Source organism: Pseudoalteromonas luteoviolacea CPMOR-1, assembly GCF_001625685.1.
In the GTDB taxonomy this organism is placed as follows: domain Bacteria; phylum Pseudomonadota; class Gammaproteobacteria; order Enterobacterales; family Alteromonadaceae; genus Pseudoalteromonas; species Pseudoalteromonas luteoviolacea_K.
Genome location: NZ_AUYC01000072.1, coordinates 1 through 706, shown reverse-complemented (window position 1 = coordinate 706; position 706 = coordinate 1). Strand labels below are relative to the sequence as shown.

Here is a 706-nt window from a genome sequence, read left to right as displayed (position 1 = left end):
ATTTATTCATGTTTTTGAGCCTATAGAGGCAGGTCAAACGCGCGGTGCAAACTTGCTTTTGTCTATGATGCAGCAAATGCAGAGCTTAAGCACGCTACAAAACACAACGCTACAAAATGCCATCATCAACGCGATGTACGCCGCAGTTATTGAGTCTGAACTTGACTCTGAACAAGCGTTTCAGCTTATAAGCGGGGAGAGTGGCGCAGATCAAATGCAAAAGTGGATGTCTTATATGGGCGAATACCACTCTGCAGCAAACATACGCATGAACGGGGCAAGGATCCCGCACTTAGTGCCTGGCGAAAAGCTTAAATTTACCCAAAGCACTAACGCCAACAATGGCTTTACCGATTTGGAAGCGTCAATGCTTCGTTTTATAGCATCTGGCTTTGGCATGAGCTATGAGCAAATCGCGAGAGACTATTCAAAAGTTAACTACAGCAGCGCAAGAGCAAGCTTTAACGAGTCATTCCGTTACACCATGGGTAAACGGAAAGTGATTGCGGCTCGTTTCGCATCTTTAGTCTTTGCAAACTGGCTAGAAGAAGCATTGCATAGACGGATCCTAGTTGCACCACGATCTCGATACAACTTTTATGAGCGCCGCGAAGCTTGGACGCGCTGTGAGTGGATAGGTGCAGGCCGCCTGTCGATTGACGGTCTAAAAGAAGTGAAAGAGGCAATCTTAAGGATTGAATCTGGC

At 46.5% G+C, this 706-nt stretch carries 1 protein-coding gene; it reads left to right on the top strand.

Going from position 1 to position 706, the window contains the following annotated elements:
- Window positions 1–706: phage portal protein (locus N473_RS22300; protein WP_063369857.1), on the top strand; the 706-nt coding region annotated here is incomplete at both ends.